We start from the raw sequence: 16,579 nt of genomic DNA on the forward strand, positions 1-16,579 counted from the left end.
CCTTCTTAATCACATTCAGGATACAACGGGCACGGCCTGTGACCGTCCGACTTCTGTTACTGCTTCAACGTGCTCTTTCACATTAAATACGGCGACTAACCCGGTAAGGTGATCCGCCTGGTTCGCCAGCTGATCGGCAGCCGACGCCGCCTCTTCCACCAGCGAGGCGTTCTGCTGCGTAACCTGATCCATCTGCGTGACGGCCTGCGCCACCTGCTCAATGCCGCGGCGCTGTTCATCCGACGCCGAGGCAATCTCGCCCATAATGTCGTTCACCCGCGTCACGGAGGTGACAATCTCGTGCATGGTCTGCGCGGCGGTATCCACCAGCGCGGATCCCTGCTGGACGCGGGAGACCGATTCTTCAATCAGCCCTTTGATCTCTTTCGCCGCGTTGGCGCTGCGGCTGGCGAGGTTACGGACTTCACCGGCAACCACCGCAAACCCGCGTCCCTGCTCCCCGGCACGCGCCGCTTCCACCGCAGCGTTCAGCGCCAGAATATTGGTCTGGAACGCGATACCGTCGATGACGCTAATAATGTCGCCAATTTTCTGCGAACTGGCGGCAATCTCCTGCATCGTGCTGGCGACGTGCGAGGCCTGGTCACCCCCACGTTTCGCCGTCATCGCCGCCTGTCTGGACAAGTCGGACGCCTGACGCGCGTTATCGGCGTTCTGGCTTACCGTCGCGGTCAGTTGCTCCATGCTGGCTGCCGTCTGCGCCAGCGATGCCGCCTGCTGTTCGGTGCGGGACGACAGATCGTTATTGCCCGCCGCAATCTCTGAGATCCCGGTGTGCATAGCGTAACTGCCCTGACGAACGTTGCTTACCGTTTCCCGCAGCGATCCCTGCATCGCCTTCAGGCTGGCAAAAATCGCCGATATTTCATTCTTGCCATACACGGCAACCGGACGCGCCAGATCGCCTTTTGCGATACTGTCGAAGTGGCTGCTGATGATGGCCAGCGGCTGCACGATCGTTTTGCGCGACCACCACAGCGAGCCGCCGGTCAGCAGGGCCGCCAGGATCACCACGGTCAGAAAAATCATCCCTGACATGCGGTAGCTGGTACGGCTGTCCGCGCCGGCACGCGCCACAAACTGGTTAATATCCTGCTGCCACGCGTTAAAGCTGCCGTCGAACGCCGCCTGAGATGCCTGCACCGGCGCGGTCAGGAAGTCAGAAAGCTGGTTGTTCTCCAGCCACGTCGCCTGATGCTCGAGATCGCCGTACCACGCATCAAAGTTCTTCTTCATGGCGACCTTCAGCGCTTTCTCTTTCTCACTCACCGCCTCCTGCGCCGCAAACGCCTTAAACTGCGCGTCGGCCTGCTTCAGGCTGCTGCGGGCCACGACCATCAGCGTCTTAATATCATCCGGCGGATAGCTCAGCGCGGTTAAGGTCCCTGCTTTGTTCAGCGCAGTGCTTGCCTGCAACAGCACGGCACGCGTTTGTGCCAGTGCGGAGCGCTGCTGATTACTCGTCTCAACTTCCTGCAAATTCTGATAGCCATCGCGAAACGCCCAGAAAGACAACCCGTTACTGCCAACCTGCAAAACCCCACACAAGATCAGAATCAAAAACAGTGTGGTCGAGATACGAATACGATTTAACATCCACGCTCCCATCAAGCGGCAAGCAGCCGCGGTTTAATTGTCAGTCAAAATGTTTCCCAGTTTTCATCTTGTCCGGTCACCGCTGCGCGCGTACGTGCTGTCACGGGCGCCGGGGCTGCTTCGCCGTACGCCTGCCGCGAGCTGACCGTATTTGTTGTTTTTGAAGTAAGACGGAACGCCGAGACGGCCATTTTCAGGCGGCTCGCCTGGTCCTCCAGCGCAGCAGCCGCCGCAGCGGACTCCTGCACCAGGGCGGCGTTTTGCTGCGTCACACGATCCATTTCCGATACCGCCAGGGCGACCTGGTCAATACCACGACTCTGCTCGTCCGATGCAGAGGCGATTTCACCCATGATGTCCGTCACGCGCGTCACGGCATTCACGATGTCATTCATGGTTTCACCCGCGCTTTCTACCAGCACCGAGCCGGTATCCACGCGTGAAACAGAGTCTTCAATCAGGGCTTTGATCTCTTTCGCCGCGTTGGCACTGCGGCTGGCAAGGTTGCGCACTTCGCCGGCGACCACGGCAAATCCGCGTCCCTGCTCGCCCGCTCGCGCCGCTTCAACGGCCGCGTTCAGCGCCAGAATGTTGGTCTGGAAGGCGATGCCGTCGATAACGCTGATGATGTCGGCGATTTTCTTCGAGCTGTCGGCAATGTCGTGCATGGTTTTCACCACGCCGTCGACCACGCGACCGCCGCGCTGGGCGGTATCGGACGCGCTTTCTGCAAGCTGAGACGCCTGGCGGGCGTTGTCGGCGTTCTGCTTCACGGTTGCGGTGAGCTGCTCCATGCTGGCCGCCGTCTCTTCCAGGGCAGACGCCTGCTGTTCGGTACGGGACGAGAGATCGTTGTTACCCATCGCGATTTCACTCGTGCCGGTGTAGATGGCATCCGCCCCCTCGCGCACGTTGGCGACGGTATCAATCAGCGAACGCTGCATATGGTCGACGCTGGTCGCCAGCTCGGTGATCTCGTTGCGGCCAGAAACGGTCAGCGTTTTAGTGAGATCGCCCCGGCCAATGTCACGGATATGCGCAATGACGCGGCCAAGCGGGTTCAGCAGGATATGGCGAATGCCGTACCAGACGGCCATCAGCACGATGACCAGCGCGAGGGCGAGAACCGCCATCTGCCATTTCGCAAAACGGTAGTCGTTCTGGCTTTGCGTAAACGCCGAGTGATAAAGCTCGCCGCTGGCTTTAGCGTACTCGCCGAGCGCCGCGCCGAGGGCGTTCTGCATGCCCTGGGTCGGCTGGGCGAAATAGGCTTCCATATTGCCCTTCTCCAGGAACTGCACCAGCTCCGTCAGGCCGGCAAAGTAGGCCTGATATTTTTCATCTATATTCGCGCTCGCCTGCGCCATTGCGGGCTGAGGGGCGATTTTTCTGAAGGCGTCATAGTGTTTCGCCGCGTCTGCCAGCGTGGCGCGCGCGTTCTTCAGCAGTTCCGTTTTGGCGCTGCTCTGCTGGTTGTTCGGGTCCATCATCATGCGGGCGGACGAGCGGCTCAGGTTGATACGCGTCTGCAACATCAGATCCCAGGTCGTGGTCAGTTCACTTTGCTGCATCCGCAAATCGTTCGAGGCCGCGAAGCTGTCCTGGTTCTGTTTTAAAGACGAGAAAAAGAGGCCGCCAGAAATAAGCTGAAGAAGTGCGAAAATGACCAGCACCATCATTAGCATTGTGACAACGCGGATACGGTTCAACATACAACACCTTCTCATCGATTGATTAACGGTGTTATCGGCACGGGCCACGGGAACTTTACATTTGCGAAAGGGAAAAGCGCGGAGGATCAGAACGCGACGTCAACAATCAGCGTGTCGCTGTAGGTTCCGGCAGGCGGCGTGGCCTGGCTGGTCAGGACTTTAGCGGTGTAGTTGTAGGTGCGTAAAAGCCCGTCGGTACTGACCTGGGACGAGCTGGCGCTGGCCCAGCGCTCGCTGCCGCTGCCGCCCCAGCGGTTGCTGGTCGCCTCTTTATAGATGTCGTAACTCATAAAGTTACTGCCGCTAACCATACGACGAACGTTGTTCAGGGCGTTTGCGCCATTGTTTATCCCTATGGTGTAGGTGCTGCCTTTGGTGCAGGTGACGGCGATCGACTGCGAAACGGTGGGGAAATTTTGCACCAGCGGCGCGCTGTTAAAGTTCACGTCAGGCGTGGTCATGGTGCTGCAATCGTTGGTGACGGTCATATTGAGGAGGATAGAGGTGGTTGCCGTGCCGGTTTGCGGGGTCAGGCACGCCCCGACCGCGCCAACGGCGCACACGTTGTAGTTGATGCTGAACGTTAGCAATACCTGGTACGGCCCGGCCGTGACGTTCTGCCCCGGCACGGTACGGAAATAAAGGGGAATGTTGTAGCGTCTGGACCCCAGCAGCCCGAGCAGGGTGTTGCCGCTCCAGGTATAGGATTTACTGATTTGCACTTCACTGTTTCCGCCACAGCCAGTGGCACCGCACAGGCGCGTGGGTATAACGTCCGCGATAGCCGCGTTATCGGTTCGTTTCATGGTGGCGCGGCTGTTGGCGGCTATCGATGCCGAGGTGTAGGTCAGCGTCACCGAGTCGTTGGTGAGGAGGTTAAGGACCGTATCGCAGGAGACCACCAGCGTGCCGGTGGTTTGCACCTCCCCCGTGCTGCTCAGGGCGAACGAGGTGACGCTGCCAAACGAGGCGTTCACCGTACTGACGGTGCAGGCCGCCCAGCTGCTGCCCGAGAACAGCAGCAGTATGGCTATCATCAAACGTTTCATGGCGCCTCCCGGCAGGTCAGCGGACCGTAGGTTTGCAGCTTATGCTCGGGGTTTGCGCCCACGGTCAGCGTTGCGGTACAGCGTTTACCGTCCGGGGTGATAACCTCCAGTGGATTCACATCGTTGAGGTTTTCCAGCCAGGCGAGGCCGTCATAGCCGACAACCGCGCTGCTGCGGGACGCGCGTTTGACCTGGCTTCCCACCGGGATCGCATAGCCCTGCGCGTCGTGGAGGATCACGCTGGCAACCCGCTCCTGCTCCATCGGGAAATCCACCAGATAGCCGTTATGCCGACGAATCGCCACCCGACGCTCGGTCTCCTTCAGCCGGGTATCTGCCGGAAGGTTCAGGGTATCAATGCGGTAGCTTGCCGGATAGTAGGCGGAAACGCCGCTCACCAGCAGGTAGCCTTTGTTATTGGTTTTACCCACCGGCTGGTTCTCGTAGCTGACGGGTACGTCCGGGTGTCCGTCGGTGCTGATCACCACAAACGCGTCGTTGATTTTGTTCGCCGCAAACAGTTCACCGTCCATCAGCACGATGGATCCCATCGCCTCGCCCCACCAGGTCATCATGCCCTTCTCGCCGTAGCCGCCGCCCTGAAGCTCAACGTTGTTATTGCGCCAGCCGAGGGTGGCCTGCTGATAGTTACTCGACCGCGACTGGTTGGCCCAGGCCATGTTCCAGCTAAAGCCGCCGTCAGACGGCATCGAGTGGTTATAGTTAATGCGTTGCGTGCTGCCTGCGTCAGGCGTGTTTTCAAAGGTGACGGCGGCGCTGTCACGTTCGCCGAGGGGAACCTGCAACGACAGCGCAACCGTCCAGTCGCCTCGCTGCTGGTCACGGCTGGCAGCCAGATAAATACTGCTTGACCCCCACAGGTTGCGGCTCCAGGAGAGGTTAAGCAGCTCGGTTTTGCGGCTGTCAAAACTCTCAACGCCAATCCACGCCGCGCCGATATTGCCGTAATCACCGAGGTTAAAGGTTAAGGAGTACTGGTCGGTATTGCGGCTCAGGCTGGCAATGGGGTTATCATATTCATCATAAACGGTGGGTTGATCGTACAGGGCGAGGTTGCCGAAGCCGCGATCGCGTCGGGTATGTTGGGTCGCTACGCTAAACTCGCTGGTGCTGTACTGATAGCCCCAGTTCATCTGTCCCCCTTCGTCGCCGCGCATCCGGCTTTGGGTATAAGCGGTATTGACCACGCCAAAACGCCCGAGCTTCACCACCGTGCCCGCGCCGCCGAGCGCCAGCGATTCCGCCCCTTCCGCGTGCCCTTCCAGCGTGAGCCAGTCGGTCAACCCGTAGCGATACGATCCGCTGCCCGCCGCCGGGCCATAGTCGAAATTGTCTATACCGTAGTTGCGCCGCAGGCTGCCCAGCGTCACGGCGCCGTCGCTTAACCCCTGCTTCAGCACATCGCTGCTGACGTAAAACGGCAGCGTGGTGCTCACCTGACGCCCCAGCGCGTCGGTGGTAACCAGTACCGCATCCCCCGCGCCGTTGATATACGGCAGATTAGTGAGGGTAAATGGCCCCGGCTGAAGACGGGTGGAGCCGGAACGGTAACCGTTGATAAACAGATCGACCGATGTCGGCACCGCCGCCTCACCGGAAAACTCCGGTAGCGGCCAGGTCACCAGATCCGGACGCAGGGAGAAGTCGCGCCCGTAGCTGATCCCGCCCATGCGCACGCTGGTGCTCCAGCTCAGCGCATCGCTGATAACGTCCCCGACGGTCCAGGTGGTGGCATCCTCTTCGTTGGTGATCAGCAGGGTCGAGTCATAACGCACGTACCCTTCCTGCTGCCCGCTGCTTCCGGCGAAATTCTGTCGGGCGTACCCTGTTGAAGAAAACGAATAGTCTTCGTTGAAATAGCGGAACTCATGCCACAGCGATGCCTGGCCGCCCGTGTGCTCGGTATGGTTGGTATAAACGTCGTAGTTGAGCAGCGCACCCCGGCCATAATGCGGTTTGCTTTGCGCGCTCTGACCGTTAAACGAGGTGATCCGCGCCGCAACCCAGTCCCGGGGGACCGTCAGCATTAGCCGCTGGGCGCTGCTGTCATACTCCACGCGTACCGATGAAAGCGTTGAAAGGTTCACCTCTCCGGCAGGCACATGCTCCGGCGGCAGCCCGGCGCGAAGCAAATCTGCCCCTGAAATAAACCAGGCGCCCTCGCGCTGCGTCACCGGCACCACCAGACCCGTGTCATAGTGGTTCAGCACCAGGGCGAGCTGGAATACTGCTTCACCGTTCATCGTCTGCGCGTCCGGCGGCGGCGGTAAACTGTCGTCGCCGGTTTCGCCAAAGGCGCTGGTACTGACGCAAAGCAGGATCATCATCGCCGGTTTCAGCTGTCGGGCGTCGATTGCCATTGGGTATCCCTGGCATTAATTTGCGCGCTCATCCGATTCGGCTGATAAATCCCTGCCGGAAGCGGCCAGCTTCGGGTGCTGCCTGGCAGCACGTAACCCAGTAGCCCCTCGGCAACCGTGCGTTTTTGCCCGCCCTGCTCAACCGCAACCTGGCTGAGCCTGACGTGAACGTTCCCCTGATTGCGGACCTGAAGCGCGGGTTTTCCCTCCTCCTGAATGACCCGCCAGCTGAGTTGTTGCGTGTTCGCCAGCGCGTGATGCGCTCCTTCATTGAGAGTGGGGATCCCCTGGCCGTAGACGAATAAAGGAATGGAGTAGCGCATTTGCAGTTTCAGGCCGAGGGACGGTTCCGCTTTAGCATCCGGCTGGGGAATTTCATCCACGATAATGCGGTAGGCTTGCTCGACGCCCGACGGGATCGTCCCCTGCTTGATCAGGCGAATAAGCTGTTTACTGCCGTTTGCGATGGTCACAATCGGCGGGCTGGCGACCACATCCTGCTGGGCAGTGTAACGCTCATAACCGCCCTCCTGTTTCCAGCGTACAATACGTATCTGCATTGTCGTGGCGCTGTTGCCCTGGTTCTGGATCCACAATTCAGTGGCTTTGGCCTCTGCCGCAAGCCACGGATCGATGGGCCACAGAAGAATGGTTGCCGCTGCTTGCGCCTTTACCGCCGCGAGGGCCGTTACCCCCAACAGACTTATCAGGCCTGACCGCCTGAATAATGCCTTCATCGATGCTCTCCCTTTCCTACCATGACAAGGTCACGGTGAGTTGATCTGAATAAGTTCCTGACGGGCTAAACCCGGTCAGCAGCGCGACGCCAAAAAGAGGCAGCGCGATGTTATTGCTGTTGGTATAGGTAATCGGTATGGCCTGGTTAACCCCAATTTCACTGTTTGCGGCCAGAGAGCTGCTGCTGTAGAGGCGGTATCCAACCACCTCCGTCCCGCCAGAACGGGTCATCCGCCGCACCGAGCTGTAGTTCTGCCCGCCGTTAATGCTCATGCTTAGCGCCACGCCCGGCGTACAGGCGATGGACAACGCGCCGTCGGCGACAAAGCTGGTGCTGACCGGCGCGCTTTCCACGCCGCTGCGGGTCCCGAAATTTAGCGTACCGAAACGCCCGCCGGTGCCGGTGCTTACCGAGCATCCGGGTACCACCGTCGCGCTCACCCTGAATGACTGGGACGTCACCGCCCTGGCGTCGGGGAGCAGCACCAGCCCGACGAACAGGGCCAAAAAAGGGTGCACGAGGCCCTCTGCGCTGACGCGCAGACATAAACACAGTGCCTTCATGGCTGAATCAGTAGGTGACGCTGACGTTAATCGTGTCGGTATAGGTTCCCGGTACGACCGTTACGCTATTACCGCCGCCCGTAATGCGTGCGTAGAGGGTGTAGCTATCCACCCCACCCGCCGTAGAGGCAACCGGCAGCGCGGCATTGTTCGCAACCACGTTGTTGTAACCGCTGTCGCTGAACAGGCTGTAGGCAACGCCCTGCGCCGCATTGGCGGTGTTCACCAAATAGCGGCCCGGCGTACCTGGGGTGCCGACGACGGTTCCGGGTGCGGTAGCGTTGGTGTTGCCGGTGATCGCCACCGTATAGCTGGCGGTGGTACATTGAATGGTAAAGGTGTTTCCTCCACTGGCACCGGTTAACTGGGTTGTCAGCGTGGAAAACGTAGCAGGATGGGTGCCGAAATCGAGCGTACCGAAGTTAATGCCGTTTTGCGTTGGCGAGCCGTTGATCAAGCAGCCGTTGGTCAGCGTCAGCGTCGCGCCGATAGTGCCGCTACTGGTGACCGCGAGAGCCTGACCGACCGTTGTCGCCGTCAGCAGCGTGCCCGCGCAGATAAAAAGAAGTTTTCTTTTCATTTACCACTCTCCAGAAGATTATAGGTTCGCTTGCTATATTTTATTCATACTGTTCAATATGTTAGCCCCGCTAAAACATTCCCCGGCGCGGTTACTGAGAATTTAGTTTATGGTTAGCACTTCAACCACTTTCATCAAAAAGCGGTCAACTTCTCCCGAATTAACAGACTATTAACAAACATTACAAAGAGTTAGCAAAAAAAAAGAGGCATTATTCTTGCTTAGCTTGAGGATATATCGCCTGTAGTGTGATCTGCGTCACAATATATCGTGACCTGCAAAACAACGAATTTCATAAAAATTAAAAACAAGTTGTAACTCACCCCGCTTTACTTCAATTTATGCCCCGAATATTTTCCTGCGCTTAAATAAAAATTTTGTATGCATTGACGCAGGAAACTCTTTTAGCGCATCGAGGATCTTTTTGTGGCAAGTGCAAACAAACTCACGCTCTTCATCGTGATTTTCATGTTGGCGGGTATTCTTTCAGGTGCAGCGATCCATGAATATGCTTCGCCCGACGCGATACAGGCCTGGTCGGAGAACATTACGCTGCTGACCGATATCTTCCTGCGGCTGATTAAAATGGTGATTGCCCCGCTGGTGTTCAGCACCCTGACGGTGGGCATTATGAGGCTGGGTGAAACGTCGACGATTGGACGCGTCGGTGGTAAAGCGATGGTATGGTTTATCAGCTCGTCCGTGCTTTCCATTCTGGTGGGGCTGTTTATCGTTACCCTTGAACAACCCGGCAGCGGTCTGAACCTGAGCATTCCTGTTGAGACGGTTGATACCGGCCTGGCCGTGAGCGGGATGTCGCTGAAAGCCTTCCTGTCACACACCATTCCAACCAGCATTGCCGGCGCGATGGCCAACAATGAGATCCTGCAAATTGTGGTCTTCTCGATGTTCTTCGGCATTGGTGGCGCGTCGCTGGGCCAAAAATTCAACGCCCCGCTGGTCGCGGCGCTGGATGTGGTGTCCCACATTATGCTTAAAGTGACGGGCTACGTGATGTACGTTGCGCCGCTCGCCATTTTTGCAGCGATTTCGTCGGTGATTGCCACGCAGGGGCTGGGCATTTTGCTGAACTATGCCTCGTTTATTGGTGGTTACTATGTGGCGATCCTCCTGACCTGTCTGGTATTGCTGGCGGTCGGTTACATGGTGCTGAAAAAAGAGGTTTTCCGTCTGGTAGCGATGCTGAAGGATCCGGTGCTGGTGGCGTTTACCACCAGCAGTTCAGAAGCGGCATACCCTAAAACGCTGGAGCAGCTAGCGCGCTTCGGCTGTTCACGTAATATCGCCTCTTTCGTCCTGCCAATCGGCTATTCGTTTAACCTGGTCGGCTCCATGGTGTACTGCTCGTTCGCCTCGATGTTTATCGCCCAGGCGTACAATATTCACCTGAGTTTCACCGAGGTGACGGTGCTGATGCTCACGCTGATGCTGGCCTCGAAGGGTATTGCGGGCGTACCGCGCTCGTCGCTGGTGGTGCTGGCGGCAACCATTCCGAGCTTTAACATTCCGGTCGCCGGGATCCTGCTGCTGATGGGAATTGACCATTTCCTGGATATGGGGCGATCGGCTATCAACGTGCTGGGGAACGGGATTGCGACGGCGATGCTGTCGCAGAATGAAGGGGCGCGGGAAGCGGAGGCAGAGCTGGTGGAGCAGGAGGCGTAAGGTTACAAAAGAGCCGGGTGGCGGCTTCGCCTTACCCGGCCTACAAATGGCTCGAACACGTAGGCCGGGTAAGCGTCAGCGCCACCCGGCTTTGTTTTATGCCACGTGATTCGCCGCGATGTCCAGCAGCGCCATCTCTTCACTGTTCAGCAGCTTCTCAATATTGACCAGAATCAGCATACGCTCGCCGAGCGCACCCAGACCCGTCAGGTATTCCGTCGACAGCGTGACCGCAAACTCCGGCGCAGGACGGATTTGATCGGCGGTCAGCGACAGCACGTCAGACACGCCGTCCACGACGATCCCTACCACGCGCTGCCCCAGATTCAGGACAATCACCACCGTGTTGTCGTTGTACTCCACGTCGCCCTGGCTGAACTTCACGCGCAGATCCACGATAGGCACAATCACACCGCGCAGGTTGGTCACACCCTTGATAAACGCTGGCGTGTTCGCAATGCGCGTTACCTGATCGTAACCGCGAATTTCCTGCACTTTCAGAATGTCGATCCCGTACTCTTCATCCCCTAAAGTGAAAACCAGGAATTCCTGCCCAGATGGCTCGCCCGCCAGTTTCGTTACGTTACTCATACCGGTCATGTTATTACCTTTTACTTAATCAGGCGGCTGTGTTCGCCACACGTTGTTCACGATTTAATCCCTGAAGTGCCGATACATCGACGATCAGCGCGACGCTACCATCACCCAGGATGGTGGCAGCAGAGATCCCCGGCACTTTGCGGTAGTTACTTTCCAGGTTCTTGACCACCACCTGATGCTGACCAATCAGCTGATCGACCAGCAGCGCGTAGCGGCGCCCGGCGCTTTGCAGGATCACAACGATACCCTGCGTCGCCTCGGTTTTTGCCCCGTCCACTTCGAACACTTTCCACAACTCCACCAGCGGCAGGTATTCGCCGCGCACTTCAAGCACGCGCTCGCCGCCCGCTAGCGGATGGAGATCTTCTTCACGCGGCTGGAGGGATTCCATCACCGCGTTCAGCGGCAGAATAAAGACTTCGTCCGCCACTTTAACGGACATACCGTCAAGAATGGCCAGCGTCAGCGGCAGCAGGATACGAATCGTGGTGCCCGCGCCCTGCTTAGACTGGATCTCAACGTGACCGCCCATCTCCTGAATGTTACGTTTCACCACGTCCATGCCCACGCCACGGCCGGAAACATCGGTGACCTGCTCTGCGGTTGAGAAGCCCGGGGCAAAAATCAGCATGCCCACTTCTTCATCGGTCATGTTTTCGTTGACCGCCATCCCCTGCGAAATCGCCTTCGCCAGGATACGCTCGCGGTTCAGGCCCGCGCCGTCATCGGTCACTTCGATGCAGATGTTGCCGCCCTGATGTTCCGCAGAGAGGATCAGGTTGCCAACCGGCGATTTCCCGGCGGCCACGCGGTTTTCCGGCAGCTCGATGCCGTGGTCGAGGCTGTTACGCACCAGGTGCGTTAACGGGTCGATAATGCGTTCAATCAGGCTTTTGTCCAGCTCGGTAGAGCTGCCCATCAGCGTGAGTTCGATTTGTTTGTTGAGCTTGCCGGCCAGGTCGCGCACCAGGCGCGGGAAGCGGCTGAAGACATATTCCATCGGCATCATGCGAATGGACATCACCGATTCCTGCAAATCGCGGGCGTTACGTTGTAACTGGCCCATGCTGGTGATGAGATCCCCGTGGGTCACCGGGTCCAGCTCGTTGGAGCGCTGGGCCAGCATCGACTGGGTGATGACCAGTTCACCGACCAGGTTGATCAGCTGATCCACTTTTTCTACCGCCACGCGGATGCTCGTGGACTCGCTGGAACGCGCCGCCGGTTTTTCACCGCGCGCCGGCGATGCCGTCTCTTTAGGCACGGCCTTCAGCGCAGGGGCAGCAGGGACCACCGCAGGGGCCTTTTCTTCCGCAGCGGGCGCTTCAACCGCCGCAGCGTCGGTTTCGAAAGCAATCTGATCCGCTTCAATAACGAAGCACAGCACCGCCACGATGTCGTCCTGGCCGATACCGTCGTCGAGGGTCGCGGCCAGGCTGTCTTTGCCCTTCACCACGTTGCTGAGCGTCGCCAGGTTACCCAGCTCCTCTTCCAGCAGGTTGACCTCGCTCTCTTTCAGGCGTGACAGCACCACGCGCAGTTTCCCTGCGGGCGCTTCAGGAGCCGTATCTGGCTCAGCAACGGCGTCAACAACGCTCAGTTTTGCCGCAGGGACAACGGGCGCAGACGCCTCACCTTTGGCTTCCAGCGCGAGCTGACGCAGCGCGTTGCAGATGTATTCAAAGCTGGCGGCATCAGGCTCTGCCGAACTTTTATAGGCGTCGAGCTGTTCCTGCATAATATCTTTCGTTTCCAAAAACAGGTTGATAATGTCGGTATTGAGCTGCATCTCACCGCGTCGTGCTTCATCCAGCAGGTTTTCCATTAAATGGGTCGTTTCCTGCAAAATGGTAAATCCAAACGTGCCGGCTCCGCCTTTAATGGAATGCGCCGCACGGAAGATGGCATTGAGCTGTTCTGAGTCCGGTGCTTCGGGCACCAGATCCAGCAAATGTTGCTCCATATCGGCCAACAGTTCATCGGCTTCATCAAAAAATGTCTGGTAAAAATCGGTAATATCCATGCTCACGCTATCACCTCGGATTGGCTGGTGGCGATGTTGGAACGGCAGCCGAAGGGACGGCCCCAGGCTGTTTTAAATCGTCCAGTGACTCATTCTGACTTTCGGCGTTTTCGTGCAGGATGGCCTGCTCCGCCTGCTGGTTCAGCACTAAAAGACTGATACGACGGTTGATGGCGTCATCCGGTCCGCGGTCGGTAAGGCGCATGGTTGCAGCCATGCCGACCACGCGCAGGACCTTGCCATCATCAAGCCCACCCGCCACCAGCTCGCGTCGCGAGGCGTTGGCGCGATCGGCAGAAAGCTCCCAGTTGCTGTATCCCTTCTCGCCCGTGGCGTACGGGAAATCATCCGTGTGACCGGACAGGCTAACGCGGTTAGGAATGCCGTTCAGCACCGGTGCAATCGCGCGCAGAATATCGCGCATATAGGGCTCCACGTCGGCGCTGCCGGTTTTGAACATCGGTCGGTTCTGGCTATCGATGATCTGAATGCGCAGCCCTTCCTGTACCAGGTCGATCTTCAGATGCGGACGCAGCGCGCGCAGTTTGGGGTCCGCTTCAATCAGCTGATCCAGGTCGCCGCGCAGTTTTTTCAGGCGCGCCTGCTCCATCCGTTTTTTCAGTTCGTCGATGTTAGGCTGTTTTTTGACTTCGCCCTGCTGCTGGGTGTAATCGTCACCGCCGCCGGGGATCGGGCTGTCGCTGTTCGAAATACGCGGCCCGCCGGTGACCGCCGTCGCCAGCGGCGTTCTGAAATATTCCGCAATCTGGATAAGCTCTTTCGGGCTGGAGATGGAGATCAGCCACATCACCAGGAAGAAGGCCATCATGGCGGTCATAAAGTCGGCGTAGGCGATTTTCCAGGAGCCGTGAGAACCGTGCCCGTGCCCCTTATGCTTGCGCTTTTTTACGATGACGATCGGGTGGGACTGGTTTTTCATGCGTCCTCGGTGGTCGTCTGTTGGTTAGGGTTTTTCACCGCACGCACGTGCTCTTCCAGTTCGATAAACGACGGACGTTCGCTGGAGTAGAGCGTTTTACGACCAAATTCGACGGCGATCGGTGGTGCATAGCCGTTGAGGTTTGAGAGCAGCGTAATTTTCACGCACTGCATCATTTTGGTGGTTTCGGCACTCTTCTGGCGCAGCACGCTCGCCAGCGGGGAGATAAAGCCGTAGGCCAGCAAAATACCGAGGAAAGTTCCCACCATCGCGTGGGCAATCAGCGCGCCCAGCTCTGCCGCCGGGCGATCCGCCGAGGCCAGGGCATGAACAACGCCCATAACCGCCGCCACGATCCCGAAGGCCGGAAGCGAGTCGCCCACCAGCGCCAGGCTATTGGCCGGCACTTCGGATTCGCTCTCGTGGGTTTCGATCTCTTCGTCCATCAGGGCTTCAATTTCGAAGGTGTTCATGTTGCCGCTGATGATCAGGCGCAGGTAATCGACGATAAAATCGAGCATCATCGCATCGGCCAGAATACGCGGGTAGCTGGCGAAAATTTCGCTCTCTTTCGGGTTTTCGATGTCCCGCTCCAGCGAGAACATCCCCTGCTGACGTGACTTCGCCATCAGACGATAGAGCAGCGCCAGCAGATCCATATACATGCTTTTGGTGTATTTCGAACGACGAAACAGCAGCGGAATCGCCTTCAGCGTGCCCTTGATCGATTTACCGTTGTTCCCAACGATAAAAGCCCCTACCCCTGCACCGCCGATGATGACAAGTTCAGCCGGTTGATAGAGTGCTCCAAGGTGCCCGCCGGTCATCATGTAACCGCCGAAAACTGTACCGAGAACTACCAGGTAACCTAATAAGATAAGCACGACATCATCCTTCCGCTAGTGACTATGGCAGGACGTTCATCTCGAGCGCATGACCGGAACGCAGGGTAAAAAAAAGCAGCGGTAATGGCTTACCGCTGCTGGAATCTTGCCCACAGGTTCGGGTTAAACAGCGTGTTCGATCTGTTCATCCAGCAGTTGTGGAATAATATCGGCAGCATCCCGGGAAAGTTTACGTCTTTTTACGGCTCGGGATGGAGGCTGGCACAAACTACAGGCGAAGCTGCCCGCAGGCTGGTGCGCGTGGGTAATAAAATTGCCGTCACAGCAGTTGCAGCGCGACAATTCAAGCATTCCGCTTTCAACAAAACGCACCAGCGTCCAGGCGCGCGTCAGCGCCAGCAGAGGACCCTCTTCCTGCTGCGGGCATTGCTCAAGGTAAAGTTTGTAGGCTTTGATCACGGCGTCAACGCCGCTGCATAAGCCCGTTTTAAGCAGGTACTGCCAGGCGTTGCAGAACATGGAAGCGTGGATATTCTGTTCCCAGGTCATGAACCAGTCCGTTGAAAACGGCAGCATGCCTTTCGGCGGCGGGCTTCCACGTAACTCTTTGTACAGCTTGATCAAACGTCCACGGCTCAGCTGCGTCTCGCTTTCCAGCATCTGTAAACGCGCGCCCAGCGTGATCAGCTCCATCGCCAGCTGTATGTCACGGGCTTCCTGAACAATGCTTTTTTCGCTCATTGTTAAGCCCTTTTCTTCCGGGCTACGTCATCAGGCTGGCTGATTTCGTTGAGCAGGCGGGTGGAGAGAAGAATACCGGTGTGGATCTGTTGCAGATCGTCCACGCGGGATTCCTGAGTCAGACGCGTAATGGTCTGGGGGTTATCAAAACGGAACTGGCAGACAAGTTGGTTAGTTTCCGCCAGCTTGACCATTTGCGGAAGCGTTAATCCACCCAGCATGGTTGCCATCTCTTCGTTAACACCCAGACGAAACATCGCTGACGGTTTGTCCTGACTAATCAAACGCTGCGCGAGCAATAAATACGATAAATTGATGTCGTAAATATGTTTTAGCAACTCGGATGTATGCATTTTTCCCATCCCGAATAACCAACTATTATTTTTATGCGGAAAGACCGCACCCCGTGATGTCGCCGGGAAATCACCCGGTATAAAAAAGAAAAGGCCAAATGCATAGTTGAATTTAGGTTTGTACGTCGTAAAGCGCGTGACCGGCTAACATGGCCAAAATGTCGGTTACACATTTTATCTTTTCTTACAAATAACTAAGATTTTTCCTAATTCGACGCAAACTCTACTCGTCAGTTTTGACACATACAATGCAGCCCCCCCTGGAATTTAAAAAAAATGTGATCTACGTCACATAATTTACGCGAATGTAACCCATAAATCCATCAGCGTGACTTGTAATTTGGGTGTTTTTCACCCAACCGAAGCTTGTTTATATTCTTAAGCAACGAATACTCATGCATCAGGACGGGAAAATTGGGTCGGGGAAAGGCGAGAACAGGGCAAATTCGCGATAACCTGCTATGGGAAAAACGTCACGCTGAAACGACATTTAATTAATAAAGTAAAAACAGCAGGTTAACGTTGGCAACCAAAAAAACAGTTTCGTTGCGTAACGATCTTCGTCGGGTTGACGTTGCGTTAAGACGGGTAAACCGCCCGGAAGCTTAAATGTGTGATTTACGTTAAGTTGTTAATTATTTTCATTTAGCCCAACTTTTCAGTTATTCTTCTTATAAGAATAATTAATGAATAATTATGATAAGCTTCACACTAATGACGCATTCACCTCTTGCAGTAACGTCAGTTTCG

At 56.9% G+C, this 16,579-nt stretch carries 14 protein-coding genes; 1 reads left to right on the plus strand and 13 read right to left on the minus strand.

Features of this window, described 5'->3' with window-relative positions:
* Positions 1–15: 15 nt before the first annotated feature.
* From tap to IM267_RS11860, 7 genes are all read right to left on the minus strand, one after another.
* Positions 16–1,617, minus strand: a complete 1,602-nt coding sequence (tap, locus tag IM267_RS11830) for a methyl-accepting chemotaxis protein IV (protein WP_193033460.1) — start codon at positions 1,615–1,617, stop codon at positions 16–18.
* A 44-nt stretch (positions 1,618–1,661) separates the two neighbouring features.
* Positions 1,662–3,329 (minus strand): methyl-accepting chemotaxis protein II, encoded by a 1,668-nt coding sequence (gene tar, locus IM267_RS11835; RefSeq protein WP_193033461.1) that lies wholly within the window; start codon positions 3,327–3,329, stop codon positions 1,662–1,664.
* An 86-nt stretch (positions 3,330–3,415) separates the two neighbouring features.
* Positions 3,416–4,378, minus strand: a complete 963-nt coding sequence (locus IM267_RS11840) for a spore coat U domain-containing protein (protein ID WP_063450132.1) — start codon at positions 4,376–4,378, stop codon at positions 3,416–3,418.
* Positions 4,375–6,759 (minus strand): fimbria/pilus outer membrane usher protein, encoded by a 2,385-nt coding sequence (locus tag IM267_RS11845; protein ID WP_063868446.1) that lies wholly within the window; start codon positions 6,757–6,759, stop codon positions 4,375–4,377. The genes IM267_RS11840 and IM267_RS11845 overlap by 4 nt, the downstream gene beginning before the upstream one ends.
* On the minus strand, positions 6,735–7,496 hold the full coding sequence (locus IM267_RS11850; protein WP_193033462.1) for a molecular chaperone: 762 nt from the start codon (positions 7,494–7,496) through the stop codon (positions 6,735–6,737). Before IM267_RS11850 ends, IM267_RS11845 begins: the two co-directional genes overlap by 25 nt.
* Positions 7,497–7,512: 16 nt before the next feature.
* A complete protein-coding gene (locus tag IM267_RS11855) occupies positions 7,513–8,061 on the minus strand; it encodes a spore coat U domain-containing protein (protein WP_063450135.1) in 549 nt (182 codons plus the stop codon).
* Between the two features lie 7 nt (positions 8,062–8,068).
* Positions 8,069–8,641 (minus strand): spore coat protein U domain-containing protein, encoded by a 573-nt coding sequence (locus IM267_RS11860; RefSeq protein ID WP_063450136.1) that lies wholly within the window; start codon positions 8,639–8,641, stop codon positions 8,069–8,071.
* Positions 8,642–9,067: 426 nt separating this feature from the next.
* On the opposite strand from IM267_RS11860, the gene IM267_RS11865 reads away from it, so the two are divergent.
* The gene (locus IM267_RS11865) at positions 9,068–10,327 is read left to right on the plus strand and encodes a dicarboxylate/amino acid:cation symporter (RefSeq protein ID WP_193033463.1); all 1,260 of its coding nucleotides are present in this window, start codon (positions 9,068–9,070) and stop codon (positions 10,325–10,327) included.
* Positions 10,328–10,423: 96 nt separating this feature from the next.
* Here IM267_RS11865 and cheW read toward each other — a convergent pair whose 3' ends face one another.
* From cheW to flhD, 6 genes are all read right to left on the minus strand, one after another.
* The gene (gene cheW / locus IM267_RS11870) at positions 10,424–10,927 is read right to left on the minus strand and encodes a chemotaxis protein CheW (RefSeq protein WP_003859699.1); all 504 of its coding nucleotides are present in this window, start codon (positions 10,925–10,927) and stop codon (positions 10,424–10,426) included.
* A gap of 19 nt (positions 10,928–10,946) precedes the next feature.
* Positions 10,947–12,956 carry a chemotaxis protein CheA gene (gene cheA, locus IM267_RS11875; protein ID WP_063450138.1) on the minus strand — a complete coding sequence of 670 codons (2,010 nt, stop codon included), beginning with the start codon at positions 12,954–12,956 and terminating at the stop codon, positions 10,947–10,949.
* Positions 12,957–12,960: 4 nt separating this feature from the next.
* Positions 12,961–13,890: a flagellar motor protein MotB gene (gene motB / locus IM267_RS11880; RefSeq protein ID WP_022648511.1), complete on the minus strand. Its 930-nt coding sequence runs from the start codon at positions 13,888–13,890 to the stop codon at positions 12,961–12,963.
* Positions 13,887–14,774, minus strand: a complete 888-nt coding sequence (gene motA, locus IM267_RS11885; protein WP_003859696.1) for a flagellar motor stator protein MotA — start codon at positions 14,772–14,774, stop codon at positions 13,887–13,889. The genes motB and motA overlap by 4 nt, the downstream gene beginning before the upstream one ends.
* A gap of 123 nt (positions 14,775–14,897) precedes the next feature.
* Complete coding sequence (flhC, locus tag IM267_RS11890) at positions 14,898–15,476, minus strand: flagellar transcriptional regulator FlhC (RefSeq protein ID WP_003859695.1); 579 nt, start codon at positions 15,474–15,476, stop codon at positions 14,898–14,900.
* Positions 15,477–15,478: 2 nt separating this feature from the next.
* Positions 15,479–15,829 carry a flagellar transcriptional regulator FlhD gene (flhD, locus tag IM267_RS11895; protein WP_003859693.1) on the minus strand — a complete coding sequence of 117 codons (351 nt, stop codon included), beginning with the start codon at positions 15,827–15,829 and terminating at the stop codon, positions 15,479–15,481.
* Between the last annotated feature and the right edge of the window lie 750 nt (positions 15,830–16,579).

Origin of the sequence: Enterobacter cloacae complex sp. P15RS, from assembly GCF_014895905.1 — a bacterium.
Taxonomy (GTDB): Bacteria; Pseudomonadota; Gammaproteobacteria; order Enterobacterales; family Enterobacteriaceae; genus Enterobacter; species Enterobacter quasihormaechei.

Excerpts from the sequence above, each read along its gene's own strand:
- tap (WP_193033460.1), bottom strand. The coding sequence starts at position 1,617 with ATGTTAAATCGTATTCGTATCTCGACCACACTGTTTTTGATTCTGATC.
- tar (WP_193033461.1), bottom strand. The coding sequence starts at position 3,329 with ATGTTGAACCGTATCCGCGTTGTCACAATGCTAATGATGGTGCTGGTC.
- IM267_RS11840 (WP_063450132.1), bottom strand. The coding sequence starts at position 4,378 with ATGAAACGTTTGATGATAGCCATACTGCTGCTGTTCTCGGGCAGCAGC.
- IM267_RS11845 (WP_063868446.1), bottom strand. The coding sequence starts at position 6,759 with ATGGCAATCGACGCCCGACAGCTGAAACCGGCGATGATGATCCTGCTT.
- IM267_RS11850 (WP_193033462.1), bottom strand. The coding sequence starts at position 7,496 with ATGAAGGCATTATTCAGGCGGTCAGGCCTGATAAGTCTGTTGGGGGTA.
- IM267_RS11855 (WP_063450135.1), bottom strand. The coding sequence starts at position 8,061 with ATGAAGGCACTGTGTTTATGTCTGCGCGTCAGCGCAGAGGGCCTCGTG.
- IM267_RS11860 (WP_063450136.1), bottom strand. The coding sequence starts at position 8,641 with ATGAAAAGAAAACTTCTTTTTATCTGCGCGGGCACGCTGCTGACGGCG.
- cheW (WP_003859699.1), bottom strand. The coding sequence starts at position 10,927 with ATGACCGGTATGAGTAACGTAACGAAACTGGCGGGCGAGCCATCTGGG.
- motB (WP_022648511.1), bottom strand. The coding sequence starts at position 13,890 with ATGAAAAACCAGTCCCACCCGATCGTCATCGTAAAAAAGCGCAAGCAT.
- flhC (WP_003859695.1), bottom strand. The coding sequence starts at position 15,476 with ATGAGCGAAAAAAGCATTGTTCAGGAAGCCCGTGACATACAGCTGGCG.
- flhD (WP_003859693.1), bottom strand. The coding sequence starts at position 15,829 with ATGCATACATCCGAGTTGCTAAAACATATTTACGACATCAATTTATCG.